Genomic DNA, 19,328 nt, shown 5'->3' with positions numbered 1-19,328 from the left:
TAAGTTCTTAATTTTTGAGTGTCTTAAAAACAAAATTTAGTCCTCCGTTATTTTAAAAAAAATCTATTATTATTTTAATACAGCTAATTTACCTGTTGAATTTGCATTAAAGTTACCATCAGATGATTTGACTACAAGGCGATATATATATGTTCCGTTGGCAATTGCATCCCCATCGGCATCCTTTCCATCCCATTCTATCTGAACAAATTTATCGCTTATATTCTCTTTATTCAATTCTTTTATTAGTCTTCCGCTTACGGTATATATACGGATATCCACATTCAACGGAACGTCAAAATTATGCTGAAATAGGAAGTTTGTCATATCTTTCATCGGGTTCGGGTAATTATATATGTTTTCAATAGTTAGCTGTTTATTGCTTGTAACCGTGAAATCCACCTGTGTTTCGCCAACATTATTATATGTATCAAAAGCCCTTAATTTTATGCTATAATTACCATCAGCCAGATTATTGAGGGCATATTCGAGCGTTCCGTTCTGATAATTTGTTGTCGAATTATAAAACTGGGTTAAGTCAATCTTATTATTTTCGTTATTATTTATAACTGCTTCTATTTTATGACCAATTGTTCCCGTAAGGTTCATTCCGTTTTCATCAAAGAAATCAGCAATGATTTTTGTATTCTGGTTTAGCATATCACCAGAACGGAAATTTCTGCTGTCCATATAAAGAGTAATTCTTGGACCTACAGTATCAACTGCGGCATTAGAATCGATTCCGTTAAGGAAAAATTTATTTGTATATCCCGAACCGTCAGTTCCGGAGTTATTAAAATATGTGATGATTTTTCCGTGACCTGTATCATAAGAAATGTCTCTCGGAACAACAAACTCAATTTTCCACTTTCCGTTTGTTACGCTTGCGTTTCCGTTAAAGATTGTTCCACCGTCAAGACGGAAGTTGAATGGAATTCCAAAATCAAATACTGTAACAAACCTGTCAACGTCAAAGACTTTCATGTTTATGTTGCCGTTGTAGTTATCCCAGAAAGTTGAATCGGTTCTCAAAACGCTTCCGTATATGCTGACTTTCTGCAATGCTTTTATCTGCGCAGTTTCGGTTCCCGGAACGTTATTAATGCTGTCAATTCTCGTGAAGTATTGAGGAATTGCAACTCTTAAAGTCGGGTCACTTATTAAAGTAAATTTTAATGTATTATCGCCTGAAAGTCCGGGGACATTTTTAGTATTATAGACTGCGCTGCCGATTCTTATAGGAAGATTAAGAGTATCTTTTTTGAACATAAAATTTCTCCACAGCTCTTCATTGAACGCGGCATTCGGTCCTGAATATACAGGTCTGACAGCAGCAATAACACCTATTGCGCCGCCATTAGGTTTATTCACAAGCTGTTCAGCCGCACTTATAAAAAACGGGTCATCATATCTTGCAAGGTCACAGCTTGCAATTGTTACAAAAGGCAGTTTACATCCGTTGTTTAATTGCGGAATACTGACCTGCCTGTCAAAAACCTGTTCGTGCGCCCATAAGTCCGTGCTTCCATGTCCTACATAATTAATAACAAGACGTCCTTCGTTCCAGCCTTTTATAATTGCCTCGTTCACACCCGGTTTTCTTCTTCCCTGAGGTGTATATATAGCCGGATAATTAACTAAATATACTTTATCTTTTTCAAAATCCGGAGGTGTGCATTGCTCAGCAACAATCTCGCATTGTGAAGTATGCAAAGCACCTTCTTCACCATTTGTATATGTTGTTGTCCATCCGTCATCTGCAACATACATAATTTTCTTTTTCCATATTCCATAGTTTGCCGGATTTTCATAGCAAATTATTTTTGAAACCACATCGTTTGCTTCCTGCAGAGAGTTAACACATAATCTTCCCCACGAAAAATCAGGAACAGTAGCGCTGTTAGGGTAAGGATAGTTTTCATTTATCTCCACGCTGAAGTCGTCACTGCAATAACTGAAAATTTCATTTTGGTCAAGACGGTCTAACTGAAACGGAGGAAGATAGTTCTTTGTGTTCAGATTATATAAATTTCTGAAGTCATAACTTCCATCAGCGAAAAACAGAATATGCACCGGCTTAATATTCCAATTGTTATAAGCATACTTAATATAATTTCTTATTGCAACCGGGTCCTGAAGTCCTGCCGAGAATTCATTATAGATTTGGTTTATGTCAACAACATGAGTTTTAATATAATTCGGACCGGGAGTTTCACGATAAGCTTTTAAAGTGTTTGCCGCGCTTAAAAATTCAGTGGGGGACAATATAATGAATGATGCACCTTCTGAAAATCCTTTAAGATTCTGATTATTCAGTTTAGCAGAAATTGCGCCCGGAGTAAGATAATTATTACCGATTGTATAAAACTCGGAAGGTGTTCCCAGCTGAATATTTTTTTGAAATACTACTGTTCCCTGATTGAAACTCACAGGGTTTATTAAGGCAGTATTATAAGGAACGGTTACATCAAAAACTTTTACCTCGGAACTGTTAAAGCTTGAGACTCTGAACTCCATCATTGCATTGGTGTCGGGAGAGTTAAATCTTAAAAAATTATTATCAGCTGACATCATTCTCGGATAATGAATTTCATAATAGTCGAGATACCCCGCAACAGTATTGGAGTTATGTGACGAGGGGAGTGATAATCTTAACCTTGTGCTTGTGTTTGAGCCAAGATTATAAAAAACATTCAGAGCAGGGTAAATAAAATTTATGTGAGAGAATTCATCCCAAATTCCCGGAATACCGATAAGATTATAATAGCTCGAGTTTTCATCTTTCAATTCAAAGGTTGCCGGTGGTATTGATGCGTTTCCAAACATCATTCTGAGATTTATATCACTATTCTGGACATATCCGCGCAGTTCTTTGTTAAACGACATTCCGTTGCCGTTGTCGATTCTCTGACTTACCCAAACTGTGCCTGTAGCACCAAGATTATTTACATCCGGATTTTCGAAAAATCTGTCCCAGAACTGTGTAAGCTGAGCTGCACCCGGAACATTAGGGGAAGCAACTGTTTCCATTCTTTTTCCGTCAGCACCGCCAAAGGAAATGAAATAATAATTCGAAGCAGAGTAAGGGTTTATATAATGATAATGCTGTTTGTTAACATCATCATAGCTCCAGTCACTCTGACTTTTTCCATAAAATAAAATGTAATCGTCGTCGTTAAATTGTCCGTCATTCTCACCTGCAACAAAAATTGCATTTTCAACAGGGTCAAGCGCAACAGGATCAGAATTATTATAAGGCAATATATGACCGCCGTTGCCGTATATTTTAAATGTCTTTGGGTTTATGTTCGCAACGTTTATTCCCGCATTTTGCAAAAATGCTTTATCGATTTTGTATATGCCCGTTTGTTTTACTTCAATTCTGTAGAAGTCGCCCGACGCAAAAATGCTGTTTTCAATTCCTGCATCTGTTTGCTGAAGTTCTTCTCTTGTTGACCAGTTTTTTGCAACGTCAAAATTTAATGCTGCAAACTGCATCAAGCCGAGTTCTTCAGCATCCTGAATTCTTTTTGTATAAAGAGGGCTTCCAGAAAAGACCACGCGGACTCTTAGATAAGTATATTTTCTTGCTGTCTTTGTAACAGGATTATAAAGTACGGGATTTAAGAAAATACTTCCGACATATTTATTCCGCATTATACCGCCAAATTTGAAATCGGCTGCATTCTTAGGATAAAAAGAATTTTCACCATAAGCTTTCGGGTCCTTTATATAATCAAACTTCCAATCATCTTCCTCTTTTCCTCTTTTAATTGTGGGAACGGGATTAATGTCCACATTCTGAACATCCTCATATTTATAATCAATTATTTCAATCCGGTTGTCTTTGGGAGACGGTAAAAAAACCGGAAGTGTTTTGAATTGAACATCAGGCTTTCCTGTCTGCTCGCCATAATTTCTGGAATACTTGAAATTGAACCGGTCGATGTATTGCGGTGTAAATTCCAACTCAATATAAGAGTTGTTTGAAGATATAACTTTGAAATCAGGAACATAATCGTCAGTTTTTTGGACAGGGGATTCCTGTGTCTTGCTGAGCTGATTTTTATCCTGCGCATTAAGATTTACTACAACAAAAAATGATAAAATTAAAACGATTTTATTGATTTTCATATGTGTAATTTAACCTGTAGTTAGTGTCCTATAAAGATTATCATTATTAAATAAAAAACCATTTATTAAAGTTCAGATTGAACTTCGATAAATGGCTTACTATTATTTTCATTAAAAAGTTTCTTTAATTACAAAAAAGTCGCGTTTTGTGCTATACTTTCCTTTCTTTTAATTTTTGCCTTACAAAGATATTAGTAAGTTTCTAAATAGTCAATACTTAAACAAATTTTATGCCATTCAAAATTGCTTTTTCGAATGTTTTTTCAAGCCCATCTTTTCAATCACGTCGAGGTTCTGTAAAGCGTTTTTTGCCGCTTCCTGTTCAGCTTGTTTCTTTGATTTTCCTTTGCCTATACCCAAACTTCGATTGTTCAGATAAACTTCAACGGTGAATAGTTTATTATGTTCCGGTCCTTCCTGCTTGATCACATTGTATTCGGGAATAAAATCAGTATGCGCCTGCGCATATTCAAGGAATTTGCTTTTATGATTTTCATCAAACTGGTCGAGCCATTTAACGTCAAGTTTGACGAAAATTTCTTCATTAATAAATTCTTTGGCGGCAGTATAACCTGAGTCAAGAAATATTGCGCCGATAACAGCTTCATAAGCATCGGCAAGTATTGCATCATATCCTTCTTCGATTGATTTTAAAGCAGTGTATGATGCGAGAATGAATTCATTAAGCTTCAAAACTTTAGCACGTTCTGCAAGGAATCTTTTGTTAACAAGTATAGAACGGAATTTTGTAAGGTCGCCTTCTTCATTGTGAGGGAAGTTTTTGTATAAATATTCAGCAACTACAAGGTCAAGAACTGCATCGCCTAAAAACTCAAGACGTTCATTAGAAACGAGACCGGGCTTTAAAGTATCTTTACGGACTTTTATAAATGAACGGTGTGTAAGCGCGGTAACAAAAAATTCACGATTCAGAATCTTATAATGAATTGCATTCTGGAATTTTTCGAAATCGATTTTCCTGATAAGGCGTGAAGGGATAATATCAGGTAAATCCTCTTCCTTCTTTCTCCGTTTCAGGAAAGGAATAATGCGGGTAAGATTCTTTAAAGTTTTAAACATTTATTACTGTGGCAGAAAAGGGATGTATTATTCTCCAAATTTTTTAAATACAATTGCCGTGTTATGTCCCCCAAAACCTGAATTGTCAGATAAAACAGTGTTAACTTCTTTTTTCAATGCTACATTAGGTACGTAAAATAAATCACACTCGGGGTCTTTTTCTTCATAATTTATCGTTGGTGGAATTATTCCGTCACGAATAGTCAAAATCGATGCAATTGCTTCAATTGCACCTGCTGCACCGAGCAAATGACCTATCATTGATTTAATAGAGTGAACAGGGATGTCATAAGCTTTTTCACCGAATACAATTTTGATTGCTGCTGTTTCGTTTTTATCATTTGCAGGAGTTGATGTTCCGTGTGCGTTGATTACATCGATGTCGTTTATTGTCATTCCCGAATCTTGTATTGCGTATTTAATTGCTTTTACAACTCCTTCACCGTGTGGTGCAGGTTCGGTTATGTGATGAGCGTCACCGGTCATTCCGATTCCGGTAATTTCAGCATAAATTTTCGCTCCTCTTGCTTTTGCGTGTTCGAGTTCTTCGAGTATTAACGTTGCGCCGCCTTCACCCATAACAAACCCATCACGGTTTTTCTCAAAAGGACGTGATGCTTTTTTAGGGTCATCATTTCTGGTTGAAAGCGCATGCATAGCATTGAATCCGCCGACTCCCATCGGAGTAATGACTGCTTCTGAACCTCCGGTTACCATAATGTCTGCAAGACCCCGCTGAATAATCATAACAGAGTCTATAATAGAGTGCGCTGAAGTTGTGCAGGCGGAAATCGTAGCATAGTTAGGACCTTTGAGCTTATATTGCATAGAGATTCTTCCCGCTGCAATATCCGCAATAAGCATAGGAATAAAAAACGGACTAACTCTATCGGGGTTTTGCGGTGCTTTATCGTCAGGTGTTGGCTGAGGCAGACGGAAAAATAATTTGTTCTGTTCTTTTTCGTATGTTGTCATTCCGCCGATTCCCGAACCGTAAACAACACCCGCACGGTCGCGGTCGATTTTATCAAGATTCAATTCTGAATCTTTAAGCGCCATATCTGTTGCTGCAAGGGCATACTGTGTGAAGGGATCAACTCTCTGTGAGAGTTTCCTGTCCATAAAATTCAACGGGTCAAATCCCTTCAGTTGAGCGGCGAACTTTGTTTTGAAATTCTCAGGATTAAAATAACGCTCATAATCCGTGATGTAATCAACACCGCTCTTTCCTGCGATTAGATTAGTCCAGAATTCCTCAACGGTTAGCCCGATTGGCGTTACCGCACCTATACCTGTTACAACAACTCTTCTGCGCATTTAAAAATTTTACTTATTTTACTTTTTCTTGAATATAACTAATTGCATTACCTACGGTCTGAATTTTTTCAGCATCTTCATCAGGAATTTTAATATCAAATTCTTCTTCGAACTTCATAACTAACTCAACGGTATCAAGTGAATCTGCTCCCAAATCGTTTATAAACGAAGCTTCGGGGGTAATTTTTGATTCTTCTACATTTAATTTATCGACGATTGCTTTTGTGACTTTGTCTTTGATTTCGTCTTGAGTCATTATTTTTCTCCTTATTTAGAAATTAATTTGTGTAAAAATAGTAATAATATTAAACTTTTGAAAGTTATGTATTTGGATGATTTTTTATTTCTTTACAGGCCGTCTGATGATATAATATCCTTCAAGAGGGTACTTCCCATAAATCACGTTGTTCATAATCATTTTTCCGTCGTCATCTTGTGATGTTCCTGCCCAGATTGCCTGAGCAAAATATTTTTCACGGCTTTTAACAAGCTTTTCGAAGATTATCACGTGACCATTCCAGACAAGCAGGTCACCTTTTTTTATCTGGGCAATAGTATCTACTCTTATATATGTGAATATATCGTTAAATCTTGTTGTGTCCATCAAATCACGCGTTAAAGTATTTACATCAGGGCATTTGAAACCTGCTTTGTGTAAAGTATTCAAAGCGAAAATATTACATCGGGATTGATAACCGAGTTCGAGGATTCTATTGTTTAACCAGTAAAGAAAAATCGTGTCGGCATTTTTTGCATACATCGGGTTTTTTTGTTCTTCGAAAGCAGTCGAAAAAATTAACTCTGCCTCCGTAGAGGATACTTCTTCAGGTGTATCAATTTTTTCTTCGGCTTCTTTAGTTGTTTCTTCTGTGTATGTCTCATCAGTTCTCGCACCTGAGCAACCATATAAAAAGATTAATGAAATTATTGGTAATGATAATATTACCGAATATCTTTTCATTTAAATAAAATTATTTCTGCTGACTGTTTTTCTGAATTTCTTCATCTAAACGTTTTTCAAGCTCCTGAAGTTTTTTCTGCAATCCCTCGATTATTGCCTGCTGCTGGTCTAAGTATTGCTGACGCTGGTCAAATTCTTTTTGTTTTTGCTGAACTTGTTTTTCAAATTCTGTTTTATCCCAATATCCCATATCTTCAAAATATCCTTTGAAGAGGAAATTATGTTTCAAAGCTTCCATGTTCTGCTGGAAACTGAATGCGCCGCGCTCAAAGTTTCTTACAGCTTCGTCCGACTGTCTTATAATATCTTTTATATTGTTGGCAAAATTTGTGTCGGTCAATATTGTGCCTATGACGGATTGGTTAGAATTCATTTTTTGTGTAATAGCGGCAATGTCTCTTGTGATTTTATTAACTTCTACAGTAAAATCATTAATCTGGTAAGACACTTTGTCAATCATGCCGGAAAGCTTAAATACAACGGCATTAATTTGATCGGTGTAACTGCTAAAAGTATTGAATGCCGAGTCAACACTATTATATAAGCTCTTATTATTAATTAATTGCCCGAGTGTTCCTTCGCCTGAATTAACCTTTGCCACGATTGTAGTTAACTCCTGCGCTATCGAATCCGCCTGTTTTGTTGAGTTATACAGGTTGTTCATTATCTGTCCGATGTCTATAGGCAAATTTGAAGGGAGATAATCTCCATCTTCAGCAGTTTTAGCTGTGTCTGAACCAGATGAAATAGATACGGCTTTGCTTCCCACAAGACTTGTTGAGTTTATAGTTACCTGCGAATCTTTTTTAATGTATTTAAGAACACTTTTCTGAACGGTCATTATAACTCTTACTTTATTGATACCTTGAATATCTATACTCTGGACAGTTCCTATATTAATACCGGAATATGTTACATTATTTCCTGCGGTCAGTCCGCTTACATCCGTAAAAATGGAGTTAAGCGTTACTGTCGGGGTAAAAATATTTTCCTTATTACCCAGATAAAACATGGTAATAATAAACAGGAGCAAACCTACTCCTAAGAAAAATCCCAGCTTTACTTTTTTTGACTTATCCATAAAAAATATCCTTAATATAAATCTTTAATATGTAAAAAAACTCTTAATAAATTCGTCATCAGATTTTGATAGTTCATCGAAGCTTCCCTGGGCAACGAAACGTCCGTCTTTGAGAACCACAATCCTGTCTGAAATTAATTTAGCACAGTTCATATCATGAGTAACAACTACTGAAGTTACACCAAATTTCTTTTTCATATCCATAATAAGCTCGCTGATTTCTTTTGATGTATAAGTATCAAGTCCCGTTGTCGGCTCGTCATATAAAATAATTTTGGGGTCAAGCATTAATGTTCTTGCAAGACCGATTCTTTTCTGCATACCCCCTGAAAGCTCGGAAGGCATTTTGTCAATTGCCTGTGAAAGCCCGACGTTTTTTAATTCTTCTTCGACCTTAGGCTCAACGTTGCTTCCATCATAATCACTCTGCCTGATAACAGGGAACATAAGATTTTCACGAACAGTCATTGAGTCATACAATGCTCCACTTTGAAATAAAAATCCCACTTCTTTTCTGAACTTTTGTAAATCATCACCGTTTAGATTATCAACATTTTGTCCATCAACTTCAATTGTGCCTTCGTCAGGTTTAATCAAACGGACAATGCATTTTAAGACAACTGATTTTCCCGTTCCTGAACGTCCGAGAATAACAAGTGTCTCACCTTTTTTAACTGTAAGGTTCATATTATCAATAACAACGTTTGAACCAAATGCTTTTTTCAAACCGGTAATCTTAATGACGTCTCCGCCTGATTTTGAAGATGTGTTAGTATTTCCGTTATTTGCGGTATTACCGTTTGTATTTTTATTATTTGTATCTTTTATGTCAGCCATACATTATATACCAAGCAAGCTTGTGATTTGTACTGCAAGCATATCGATAATGATTACACACAAAGAGGAAATGACAACAGCAGTATTAGCTGCAATTCCAACAGACTCGGTGCCTCTGTCTGCATTATATCCCTCAAAACATCCGACTACTCCGATTGAAAACCCAAAGAAAAATGATTTTATAGTTGCAGGCAGAATATCATCAAAGCCGATATTTTGAAACGTTGAAATCAAATACCCGCGTATAGTAACGTCTTCGCTCAAATTAAATGAAAGATAGCCACCGAATAAAGCCAATGCATCAGCATAAAATATAAGGAGTGGAAGCATTAAAGTTGCAGCGGTGACTCGTGTAACAACAAGATATTTGAATGGGTCTGTTCCGGATACTTCCATTGCGTCAATTTGTTCTGTGACCTTCATTGAGCCAAGTTCTGCCCCGATGCCTGATCCGATTTTTCCCGCAAATATAAGAGCTGTAATAACGGGACCAATCTCACGAAATATGGCAACCGCTACCATAGAGGGTACAAGAGACTGAGCTCCAAACATTGTTAAAGTCGGTATGGATTGAAGGGTTAAAGTTAATCCTATAATAAAGCCAGTAATTCCCACTAATCCAAAGGACTTATACCCAATTGCATAAAATTGTATAAAGGTCTCTTTGATTTCATATTTTGGAACAATAACCTGTTTGAAATATGCGGCAGCAAATGAAAAGAGATTGCCTAACTTTCCAAAAAAACCTACGATGGAACCGGGCAGGGCAATCGTAAAATTTCCGAATAACTTAACGTCGTTGCTATTATTATTGTCAGTCATCAGTTAAAGTTAGGGTCGTTTCTTCTTATTTTTAAATCTATGAACGGATTTGCAAAGCCGATAATAATACCTGCGGATAAATCAAAAAAATTAGTTCCGCTGCCATGATTAACAAATGTATAACGCGCTTTTATATGAGGATAAAAAAGAAATTTATCATTGCGTATCGAATAACCGAAAGATGCTTCGGGGAAAATTCCGCTATCAGTAAAATCAGTAAAGTAACCTCCTCCAAGCGAAAGAACAGTTGTTCCTTGAAGCATATTTGACGGCTGAATGCTGTCCTTTAAGAGATAATCATATTTAGCCGAAAGACGAAGCTGGTTTTTTTGGTTTCCTTTGAAGATTAAAGAGTATTCGGCACCGATTCTGTATTCACCAAAATAACCGAATCCGAGAGAAATCTCTTTTGTAAGCCCGACGTTCGCTCCGCCGTTTTGGAAAGTAACAATCGGATTAAAGAAATAAATTGCCGACCACAGCCATATAGCAGCGGGTAGAGCAGGGTTTATTTCAGTATTTCCGGGTTTTAGAAATTTTGAGGATGTAAAATCTTTTAATGAATAAGATGGGACATTATACTCAGATGAATCTAAATATTGAGAGTATGACGTATTGTGAATTAATAAAATAAAAAGTAAAGCAATTAGTATCTTATTGCTCAAGTTGTTTCCAATATTGAATGTAACGAATTATAATAAGCATTATAAATATCATTCAAATTTAATTCAATGTCATTATTGATTTTGAGTTTTTCCCCTCTGACTTTACCGATAACATTGAAATCTATGGAATTAGTTTCACAAATTTGCTTTATTTTTTCCAAATTATTCTCAGAAGCTGAGACAATTATTCTGCTCTGGGTTTCACCGAATAACTCGAAGTCTTTTCTATGTTTATAAGGCAGATTTACTTCGCACCCAAGCATTTTGTCGGTATTCATAACGCAGCATTCTGCAAGAGCGGTAGCAATACCGCCATCAGAAACATCATGAGCGGAATTAATTAATTTATTATCAATTAATTTCAGAACGGTCTGATGCAAGTTATGTTCGTAATTTAAATCAAGGTCAGGTGTATCTCCCTGAACAAGATTATGAATCTGATTTAAATATTCCGAACCGCCGATTTCATTTGAATTTTGTTTGCCGATGAGAATAATAACATCATTTTCATTTTTAAAAAAGCTTGAAGTGGTTTTGGAAACGTCTTCGATTAATCCGATTACTCCGATTGTCGGGGTAGGGAAGACAGCATACTCACGCGACTGATTATAAAAACTAACGTTACCACCTGTAACAGGAGTATCATATTTTTTACAGGCGTCCCCCATACCGCGAAGCGCTTCAGAGAATTGATAATACACTTCAGGATTATATGGATTGCCAAAGTTGAGACAATTCGTTATACCCAGAGGTGTCCCTCCTGTGCAAACAACGTTGCGAACGCATTCGGAAACTGCAATCATTCCGCCTTTGTAAGGATTGAGATAAACATATTTGCTGTTGCAATCTACTTTCATCGCAAGAGCTTTGTTTGTTCCTTTTAAGCGAATGACCGACGCATCACAGCCGGGAAGAATGACTGTATTAGTACGAACCTGAGTATCGTATTGATTATAAATCCATTTTTTATTTGTAATGCTCGGTGAAGAAAGAAGCTTTATTAAAACTTCATTTAAGTTTTTCGGTTCGGATAATTTATTTGCATCTAATGCACGAGTTGTCTTGAAATATTCAGGTTCTTTTTTCTCACGGATATAAACAGGCGCACCGCCGCCAAGAACCAAAGGTTCGGCAGGAACTTCAGCCATAAGCTTATCCTGATAATAGACTTCAACAACGGGTTTTTCGATTATCTCGCCGATTTGAACACAGTTTAAATCCCATTTTGCAAAAATTTCTTTTGCTTTTTCTTCTTTGCCTTTTTGAATTACGACAAGCATCCTTTCCTGAGATTCCGAAAGCATAATTTCATATGCGCTCATGTTTTTGTCGCGCAGTGGAACATAATCCAGATTTATTCTCATTCCGCATTCACCTTTTGCGGACATTTCTGAAGTAGAGCAGGTGATTCCCGCAGCACCCATATCCTGAATGCCGACAACGATACCTTCTTTTATAATTTCAAGAGTTGCTTCGAGCAGAAGTTTTTCAGTAAAAGGGTCACCGACCTGAACGTTCGGGCGTTTTGATTCCGATTCTTCGGAGATTTCTTCAGACGCAAAAGTTGCTCCGTGAATTCCGTCTTTACCTGTCGATGAGCCGACTATGAAAACAGGATTACCGACTCCCGATGCTTTTGCAGTAGCTGTTTCGTTATTCTTAACGATACCGACTGCCATTGCATTGACGAGGGGATTATCCTGATAACAGTCTTCGAAATAAACTTCGCCGCTGACGGTCGGGACACCGAAGCAGTTGCCGTAATGTCCGATGCCTTCGACGACATGTTTCAATAAAAATTTTGAACGCTCAATTTTTTCTTTATCGTTATCGGGTTTTGGAGTGATGTTGCCGAAACGAAGCGAGTTCAAAGCTGCAATTGGTCTTGCGCCCATAGTGAAAATATCGCGGAGAATACCGCCGACGCCTGTTGCAGCGCCCTGAAACGGCTCGACTGCCGAAGGGTGATTGTGAGACTCAATTTTAAATGCAACTGCAAGTCCGTCACCGATGTCGATGAGTCCTGCGTTTTCCTCACCTGCTGAAACAAGCAAACGTCCGCCTGAGCGGGGGAGTTTTTTTAATTCTGCGATTGAGTTTTTATATGAGCAATGTTCGCTCCACATAACCGAGAAAATTCCCAGTTCGGTATATGTCGGAGTTCTTCCGAGTATTTCAAGGATTTTGTTATACTCGGATTCTAAGAGACCTAATTCTTTTGCAACTTCTAAGTTTACTTCCATATTTAATTATTTCCCGTTGGAGTCTCCTTTAGGGACTCCAACGTTTTATTTCGCAGGAGTCCTTTAGCAAGAGACTCCTGCGGTAGAAAGCTTTCGTTTGCGAACCCTGAAGGGTTCGGCTACAAAATTTATTTATAAAATTTTAGATAATCTTTTTCAAAAAAAAGTGACGTGCCTGAAACAACAAGCAAAGGTTTCAATAATACGTTTATCACCGGAACAAACATAATTATAAAAGCAATTGCACCAAAACCATAACTCAACATTCCACCGCTATTTGTAATTTTAATTTTTTGTCTTAATTTTATTTCTCTGCGTGTCATTGGTATATCAAGAAAATCGAGCGCGTTATAAAATGAAGAAAATATAATGTTCAGAATATCAAATATGAAACCGACAATAGGAATAAAATTAAGCAAGAACAACGGAATAGAAATCGACAAATAAAAACCAAGCTTCACGACCTCAGCTTTAATGCTCATCCACGAATCAGCAAAAAAACCGCGGGGATTTACGACTTTAATTTTAGTTAGTTCTTCTTCGACGATTACCGAAAGCAGCTCGTTGAACGGTGCTGAGATAATTCCGCCGATTGTTATAAAGAAAAAATAACAGATTACTAAAAGTAAAATTACCGTTGTAAAAAGAACAAGAATGTGCAGAAGCTCCTGATAAAATAAGGCATCGGGATTATTTGCACCGGTAATGTTAGATGAAGTATTATAAATCCAGCTGAACACAAAATAAAAAATAGTCCCGTAAATTAATAAGTTTATTAAAACCGGGACTATCGAAAACAGTATAAGCTTTGGCTTCCTGAAAAACAGCGGAATGCATCTGAACGGATAAAAGAAACCATAAGCAAAGTCGGACATCAGTATATTTTATTCTCTCCCGCAGGAGTCTCCGCAGGGACTCATGCGAAGTAAAAATTTTCAGGAGTCCTTTCAGAGACTCCTGAAATAGATAAAATTATTTCACAGCTTTTTGGAAAGTGTCTTTTAAATCAAGTGCTTCCCAGGTAAAGTCTTTATCGTTCCTTCCGAAGTGTCCATAAGCAGCGGTTTTTCTGTAAATAGGTCTTCTTAGCTTCAATTTTTTAATAATTCCCTGAGGAGTTAAATCAACGTTATCAGCTACAATTTTTTCAAGTTCTTTATGAGAAATTTTCCCTGTGCCATGTGTGTCAATTAAAATCGAAATTGGTTCAGGAACACCGATTGCATAAGAAAGCTGTATGGTGCACTCATCAGCAAGCTTCGCAGCAACAATGTTTTTTGCAACGTGTCTTGCGGCGTATGCAGCACTTCTGTCAACTTTTGAAGGGTCTTTTCCTGAAAACGCGCCGCCTCCGTGAGGAGCTTTTCCGCCGTATGTATCTACGATAATTTTTCTTCCTGTCAAACCGGTATCACCGTGAGGTCCGCCTATTTCAAAATTACCGGTCGGGTTAATGAAATATTTTGTTTTCTTGTCGATTAATTCGGCAGGAATAACTTTTTTAATTACGTTATTGATTACATCATCTTTAATTCTTTTTTGTGTTACATCAGGATCATGCTGTGTAGAAACAACAACAGCATCAATGCGGATTGGTTTTCCGTTGTCATCATATTCAACTGTTACTTGTGATTTTGCATCAGGTCTCAGATAAGGCATCAGCTTTGGATTCTTTTTTCTGATGTCAGCAAGCTTCTTTACTAAATGATGGGCATACAATAAAGCCATCGGCATGAGCTCTTTTGTTTCGTTGGTTGCATAACCGAACATTATGCCCTGGTCGCCTGCGCCGCCGCGGTCAACACCCATTGCGATGTCAGGGGACTGCTTGTTGATAGCTGACATAACATTGATTGAGTGAGAATCAAAGCGGTAGTCACCTTTGGTATATCCTATGTCATTCACTACTTCTCTAACAAGAGATGGAATATCAACATAATGCGAAGTTGTGATTTCACCGCCGACGAGAACGAGTCCCGTTGCGCAGAAAGTTTCGCAAGCTACACGTGCATGCGGGTCGTGCGCAAGAATATCATCAAGCACTGCATCTGAAATCTGGTCACAAATTTTATCCGGATGTCCCTCACTAACAGACTCCGATGTAAAAAAATAAGACATTAAGTTATTTCTCCTTTTAGTTATTATATAAAAATTTTTGTGTGTTAACTACTTTCCTCACTGGAACTGCTTTGCTTGGATTCCCGCCTTCGCGGGAATGACAGCGAGGTTATAAACTCTCCAGAACTATTTCTGAAATATCTTTTACTTTAACTTCTTCTGCTTTGTCTTTTGCTTTGACGCCGTCGGTTAACATCGTCATGCAGAACGGACAAGCAGTTGCAATTTCTTTTGCACCTGTTGCAAGCGCTTCTTCGGTTCTTTCAATGTTCACGCGTTTGCCTTCATGTTCTTCAAGGAACATTCTTCCGCCGCCTGCACCGCAGCAAAAACCTTTATCGCGATTGCGGTTCATCTCTACTACTTCAAGTCCGGGAACGTTCATTAATGACTTACGCGGTGCTTCATAAACATCGTTATATCTTCCGAGATAACATGAATCGTGATATGTAACTTTTTCTTTTATTTCTTTTTTCGGATTTAATTTCTTCTCTTCGAGAAGCTTGTCAATAAATTCTGTATGGTGAGTTACTTCCAAATCAATTCCGAACGGCTTGTATTCTTTATTCAATGTCTGGAAACAATGCGGACAAGCAGTTACCATTTTCTTCACATTGTATCTTTTTAACGTCTCGACGTTCTGCTGAATAAACTGCTGTGCTAAAAATTCATTTCCTAAACGTCTTGCAGGGTCGCCTGTGCATTTTTCTTCGCTTCCGAGAACTGCGTATTTAACGCCTGCTTCGTTTAATAATTTTGCAAAACTTTTCGTAACGTTTCTATAACGCTTATCGAAAGCACCCGCACAACCTGACCAGAACACAACATCAAGCTCTTCGGCTGTTCCGATGTTGCTGAGTTTTTTAACGGTATTGGTTTTTCCATCTTTCTCGATATCTTCGTTAAGTTCGGTAATCCATTCGTTACGAGCTTCCGCACCGAAAGCCCAAGGTGATTCGTTGTTTTCGAGATTTCTGAAAACGGTATTCATTTCTTCAGGAAAAATAGATTCCATCATCACAAGGTCGCGACGCATATCAACGATTGATGTAACGTGGTCAATCATAACGGGGCATTCTTGAACGCATGCACGGCAGGTAGTGCATGCCCAGAGCTCCTGCGGAGTTATATAATCCGGCACAAGCGCAACATCTAACAGGGGGTCTTGCTCGACTTTCTTTGCAAGCAAAGGTCCTTTGTCCGATGCGCGTCGTCTGATTTCCATCACGATTCGCTTCGGATTAAGCATCTTGCCTGTGAAGTTTGCAGGACAAACTTCCGTGCATCTTCCGCATTCAGTGCAGGTATATCCGTCAAGTGTCTGCTTCCAGGTTAAATCGGTATAGTCTTTTACACCGTATTGAGTGATTGACTCATCCTCAAAATTAATAGGTTTAAGAGCACCTTTAGGTTCAATATCGAGATTAGAAAAATATGTATTAGGTATAGATGATAAAACGTGAAAATGTTTTGAGTAGGGAAGATAATTTAAAAACGAAAGCACGACTACATTGTGCGCCCACCAAAAAAACATATATGCAGTTTGCGAACCGCTGCCTCCGATAATGTTTGCAAGCAATTGCGATACAGGTCTGAGTCCGTGTGAATGTCCGAGCAAAATTCTTTCGATGTTCACTCCGAACATTGTTATCATCACAAGCGCAATCATAATTAAGATAAAAGTAGCATCGAGACGTGAGGATTTTTCAACCTGCAATCTTTTTGGTGTACCGATATATCTTCTGAGTAATGAGAATACAACCGTTACAAAAACAAGAGCTCCGAATAAATCAGCACACAACGTCATGAAGCTATAAACAGGTCCAAGAAATGCAAAAGTGAAATTAGGAAAAAATCCTTCAATGAATCCCTCGACCACCACAAAAGTCAAAACTAAAAATCCCCAATAAATAAAGAGATGAAGGAAACCGGCAAATTTTCGTCTGAAAAGTTTTTTCTGAAGAAGTGCGTAGACGATAGTATTTTTTATACGCTGTGCGACATCTTTAAACCTGTTTTCAGGTTTGGTGAAGCTTAGAATTGTAAAAAATTTCTTTGCCGAATATAAGAAGAATGAAATCATTCCGAAGAAGAAAACGGCAAAGATGATTGTATTCAGCATCTAAAATTATATTAAACAGCAAATTACTGAAATTTATAATGATTTTAAAGATAAAAAGGGATTGAAAAGTGAATAAGGGGGTTTAATCGTTGCGCTCAGAATGACACATTATTTTAATATTTCATCGAATTTATCAATGAGCCAAAAGTTACGAATTGCCGGCTGCATGCTGATTATTTCAGGCATTAATTCATCTTTTATTTTTTCATTGGATATTCTGTATTTACCAAGCAGTCGCATAGCTTTTACAAAGCTGTTTCCAGTTTTGATTGTATGACGGTTTACTTTTTTGCTTGTATCAATGAAATGCTTGAAAGCATCAAGTGTTGCTGTAAATGTATCATAATATTTTTCGGATTCATTTAATAATTCATAATAATTTCTTATCTGCATAAGCTTCATGTCAAAAATAAAGGAATCATTAAAGAATTCAACTTCGGATAAATATTTTAAGGATTCGAGATAATTTTTTTTATAATGGCTTAGAAATGCGAGAGAAAACTTATTCATAATGTCTCTGATTTCTGGAACGGTTTTATCTATGTAGTTATTATAAAATTTCTCACTCCATTTTATGTTGTATGAAAATAATCCAGTTTGAAGAAACATTTTATAATACTGCCAATGAATGTATTTAAATTCTTTTTCAGGAAACAAATTTTCATCAATCACAAATTTTACAAGTTCAAATTTTGATTGAAGGTGTTTTTTTTCACCAACAGCGGTATATAAATTCAAAATTCTCATGAAATACTGGGTTTTTTCAGAATCATTTAAAGTATTATATATTTTCTTGTATGCATTGTTAACATCTTCAAAATACTTATTAAAGTTTTGGAAATCTGTTTGACACATTAAAATATATGTTTCAAGCTTTAGTCTCGCCTCTTTTTCAGCGCTTACATCAAGCTGCAGTAAAAATCTTTCAAAGTTCACATGTTGCAAGAAAATCTTAAAAATATTTTTATACTCCTTGATATTATACATATTATCGTTTGCATTCAGATTGGTCATTAAAGCGCCTGAAGCTCCAAGAAAAAAAGAAATAAGCAAATCGCTTTTTGTTCTGTAAATATCCTTAAACTGATTTTCTTTTCCTGAAAATGCAAGAATGTTAAACATTGGATTAGTTAATGAATATAATTGAGAATATTTATTAAAATCAGACGAAAGATGTTCGGGATTGTTAACAAAATCATTATATTTTTTTTCACCAAAAGAAAATAATTTTCTGTACCAGTAATCTTCAACAAGCATTAAAGTTGAATAATATTTATTTCTTTTCAATACTTTCACAAGCATATAGTTTTCAAGTACTTTTATCATATCGGAGTTTAAAGTCCTCATAATCTTCAGTTGCTTTTTCTCATCTTTCAAAGTTTTAAAATAATCTTTGCGTAGTTTTTCCTTGGTAACATTAAAATCGGGATAATATTTAATGATGACATTATAATATTTAGTAAGGTCGCGCCCTGTGCTGAAGTAAGGTGAAGCAATAAATTTTTTAAAATCTTTTACTTCTTCTTTTGATAAAGATTTTAGAAGTGTGTATAAATTATTCTTCTCTGTTTTGCGGTTCAAATTTATCGTGTCAAATTTTAACGTTGTAAACTACTGAAAAAACTTATTTTAATCAACCCGCATTTCTTCTGAGAATATCTATTTCCGTGACAAAATCAATAATTTCTCTTTGCATATAAAACTTTAATGTTGGATTTTGCATGTGCACATCAGAGTGCACACAAATTAAATTCAGTATGAACAAAAAAATTACAGTGGCAAAAGGATACAGGCTGCATCCTGCGACTCACAATAAAATTTCTAAAATTAAAAAAATGCTTAACTCGAACACAGACAAAGCAATCTCATCTGCTTGCATGTTTTACATAAAACATCTTCAGACAAAAAATTCAATTACTCAAAAAAATTAATCTCAAAGTATACTTAT

Annotated in this window: 15 protein-coding genes; 1 reads left to right on the top strand and 14 read right to left on the bottom strand. The window is 36.6% G+C overall.

The features are described 5' to 3' along the window. Positions 1-69 precede the first annotated feature (69 nt). The 14 genes from porU to VHP32_09160 form a co-directional block, all read right to left on the bottom strand. Positions 70-4,134 (bottom strand): type IX secretion system sortase PorU, encoded by a 4,065-nt coding sequence (gene porU, locus VHP32_09225; GenBank protein HEX2788073.1) that lies wholly within the window; start codon positions 4,132-4,134, stop codon positions 70-72. 237 nt (positions 4,135-4,371) lie between these two features. Then, a complete protein-coding gene (gene rnc, locus VHP32_09220; protein ID HEX2788072.1) occupies positions 4,372-5,214 on the bottom strand; it encodes a ribonuclease III in 843 nt (280 codons plus the stop codon). 27 nt (positions 5,215-5,241) lie between these two features. Next, entirely contained in the window at positions 5,242-6,531 is a 1,290-nt protein-coding gene (gene fabF / locus VHP32_09215) for a beta-ketoacyl-ACP synthase II (GenBank protein HEX2788071.1), read from the bottom strand. Between the two features lie 13 nt (positions 6,532-6,544). Further along, positions 6,545-6,787, bottom strand: coding sequence for an acyl carrier protein (locus VHP32_09210; GenBank protein ID HEX2788070.1), 243 nt, complete (start codon positions 6,785-6,787; stop codon positions 6,545-6,547). Between the two features lie 84 nt (positions 6,788-6,871). Next, entirely contained in the window at positions 6,872-7,492 is a 621-nt protein-coding gene (locus tag VHP32_09205) for a hypothetical protein (protein ID HEX2788069.1), read from the bottom strand. Between the two features lie 10 nt (positions 7,493-7,502). Continuing rightward, positions 7,503-8,573 (bottom strand): MlaD family protein, encoded by a 1,071-nt coding sequence (locus VHP32_09200; GenBank protein ID HEX2788068.1) that lies wholly within the window; start codon positions 8,571-8,573, stop codon positions 7,503-7,505. A gap of 24 nt (positions 8,574-8,597) precedes the next feature. After that, on the bottom strand, positions 8,598-9,410 hold the full coding sequence (locus VHP32_09195) for an ABC transporter ATP-binding protein (GenBank protein ID HEX2788067.1): 813 nt from the start codon (positions 9,408-9,410) through the stop codon (positions 8,598-8,600). Positions 9,411-9,413: 3 nt separating this feature from the next. Continuing rightward, positions 9,414-10,232 (bottom strand): ABC transporter permease, encoded by an 819-nt coding sequence (locus tag VHP32_09190; GenBank protein ID HEX2788066.1) that lies wholly within the window; start codon positions 10,230-10,232, stop codon positions 9,414-9,416. Then, a complete protein-coding gene (locus VHP32_09185) occupies positions 10,232-10,897 on the bottom strand; it encodes a hypothetical protein (protein HEX2788065.1) in 666 nt (221 codons plus the stop codon). The genes VHP32_09190 and VHP32_09185 overlap by 1 nt, the downstream gene beginning before the upstream one ends. After that, positions 10,894-13,140 carry a phosphoribosylformylglycinamidine synthase subunit PurL gene (purL, locus tag VHP32_09180; GenBank protein ID HEX2788064.1) on the bottom strand — a complete coding sequence of 749 codons (2,247 nt, stop codon included), beginning with the start codon at positions 13,138-13,140 and terminating at the stop codon, positions 10,894-10,896. Before purL ends, VHP32_09185 begins: the two co-directional genes overlap by 4 nt. A gap of 128 nt (positions 13,141-13,268) precedes the next feature. Then, on the bottom strand, positions 13,269-14,015 hold the full coding sequence (locus VHP32_09175; protein ID HEX2788063.1) for an EI24 domain-containing protein: 747 nt from the start codon (positions 14,013-14,015) through the stop codon (positions 13,269-13,271). A gap of 97 nt (positions 14,016-14,112) precedes the next feature. Further along, positions 14,113-15,258, bottom strand: coding sequence for a methionine adenosyltransferase (gene metK / locus VHP32_09170; protein HEX2788062.1), 1,146 nt, complete (start codon positions 15,256-15,258; stop codon positions 14,113-14,115). 109 nt (positions 15,259-15,367) lie between these two features. Beyond that, positions 15,368-17,380: a heterodisulfide reductase-related iron-sulfur binding cluster gene (locus VHP32_09165; protein ID HEX2788061.1), complete on the bottom strand. Its 2,013-nt coding sequence runs from the start codon at positions 17,378-17,380 to the stop codon at positions 15,368-15,370. Positions 17,381-17,488: 108 nt separating this feature from the next. Further along, positions 17,489-18,961: a hypothetical protein gene (locus VHP32_09160; protein HEX2788060.1), complete on the bottom strand. Its 1,473-nt coding sequence runs from the start codon at positions 18,959-18,961 to the stop codon at positions 17,489-17,491. 176 nt (positions 18,962-19,137) lie between these two features. Here VHP32_09160 and VHP32_09155 point away from each other — a divergent pair, with 176 nt between their 5' ends. Then, positions 19,138-19,311: a hypothetical protein gene (locus tag VHP32_09155; protein HEX2788059.1), complete on the top strand. Its 174-nt coding sequence runs from the start codon at positions 19,138-19,140 to the stop codon at positions 19,309-19,311. The last annotated feature ends 17 nt before the right edge of the window (positions 19,312-19,328 follow it).

Source organism: Ignavibacteria bacterium (assembly GCA_036262055.1).
Lineage (GTDB): Bacteria > Bacteroidota > Ignavibacteria > Tepidaquicellales > Tepidaquicellaceae > DATAJP01.
Note: the sequence above shows the minus strand (reverse complement) of the source record. Positions and strands in the feature narration are given on the sequence as shown.

Bases quoted from the DNA above. Each gene is read 5' to 3' on its own strand.
- porU (HEX2788073.1), bottom strand. From the start codon at position 4,134: ATGAAAATCAATAAAATCGTTTTAATTTTATCATTTTTTGTTGTAGTA.
- rnc (HEX2788072.1), bottom strand. From the start codon at position 5,214: ATGTTTAAAACTTTAAAGAATCTTACCCGCATTATTCCTTTCCTGAAA.
- fabF (HEX2788071.1), bottom strand. From the start codon at position 6,531: ATGCGCAGAAGAGTTGTTGTAACAGGTATAGGTGCGGTAACGCCAATC.
- VHP32_09210 (HEX2788070.1), bottom strand. From the start codon at position 6,787: ATGACTCAAGACGAAATCAAAGACAAAGTCACAAAAGCAATCGTCGAT.
- VHP32_09205 (HEX2788069.1), bottom strand. From the start codon at position 7,492: ATGAAAAGATATTCGGTAATATTATCATTACCAATAATTTCATTAATC.
- VHP32_09200 (HEX2788068.1), bottom strand. From the start codon at position 8,573: ATGGATAAGTCAAAAAAAGTAAAGCTGGGATTTTTCTTAGGAGTAGGT.
- VHP32_09195 (HEX2788067.1), bottom strand. From the start codon at position 9,410: ATGGCTGACATAAAAGATACAAATAATAAAAATACAAACGGTAATACC.
- VHP32_09190 (HEX2788066.1), bottom strand. From the start codon at position 10,232: ATGACTGACAATAATAATAGCAACGACGTTAAGTTATTCGGAAATTTT.
- purL (HEX2788064.1), bottom strand. From the start codon at position 13,140: ATGGAAGTAAACTTAGAAGTTGCAAAAGAATTAGGTCTCTTAGAATCC.
- VHP32_09175 (HEX2788063.1), bottom strand. From the start codon at position 14,015: ATGTCCGACTTTGCTTATGGTTTCTTTTATCCGTTCAGATGCATTCCG.
- metK (HEX2788062.1), bottom strand. From the start codon at position 15,258: ATGTCTTATTTTTTTACATCGGAGTCTGTTAGTGAGGGACATCCGGAT.
- VHP32_09165 (HEX2788061.1), bottom strand. From the start codon at position 17,380: ATGCTGAATACAATCATCTTTGCCGTTTTCTTCTTCGGAATGATTTCA.
- VHP32_09155 (HEX2788059.1), top strand. From the start codon at position 19,138: ATGAACAAAAAAATTACAGTGGCAAAAGGATACAGGCTGCATCCTGCG.